Below are 231 nucleotides of genomic sequence, written 5' to 3' on the forward strand. Positions count from 1 at the left end.
ATGCGATTGAGTAGTTTGGATAAACCATTTTTGTAATTTTCGCTTTAACTAATGCCATCCTATTCTAATTCCTCTATATATTTTTTAACTTCCGGCCCAACTAAAATTTTATCGTCTTCAAGTAAAATTGGTCTTTTCACAAGCATTCCATTTGTAGATAATATATCATATTTTTCATCTAAAGTCATATCATTTAATTTATCTTTGATTTTATTTTCTTTGTAAATTGTA

At 26.0% G+C, this 231-nt stretch carries 1 protein-coding gene; it reads right to left on the reverse strand.

The features are described from left to right. Nucleotides 1-59: 59 nt before the first annotated feature. Nucleotides 60-231, reverse strand: a 172-nt coding sequence (locus ABGF48_RS08520; RefSeq protein WP_408105904.1) for an ArsC/Spx/MgsR family protein, incomplete at its 5' end; no start/stop codon positions are given.

Source organism: Helcococcus bovis (genome assembly GCF_046035835.1).
GTDB classification, from domain to species: Bacteria; Bacillota; Clostridia; order Tissierellales; family Peptoniphilaceae; genus Helcococcus; species Helcococcus bovis.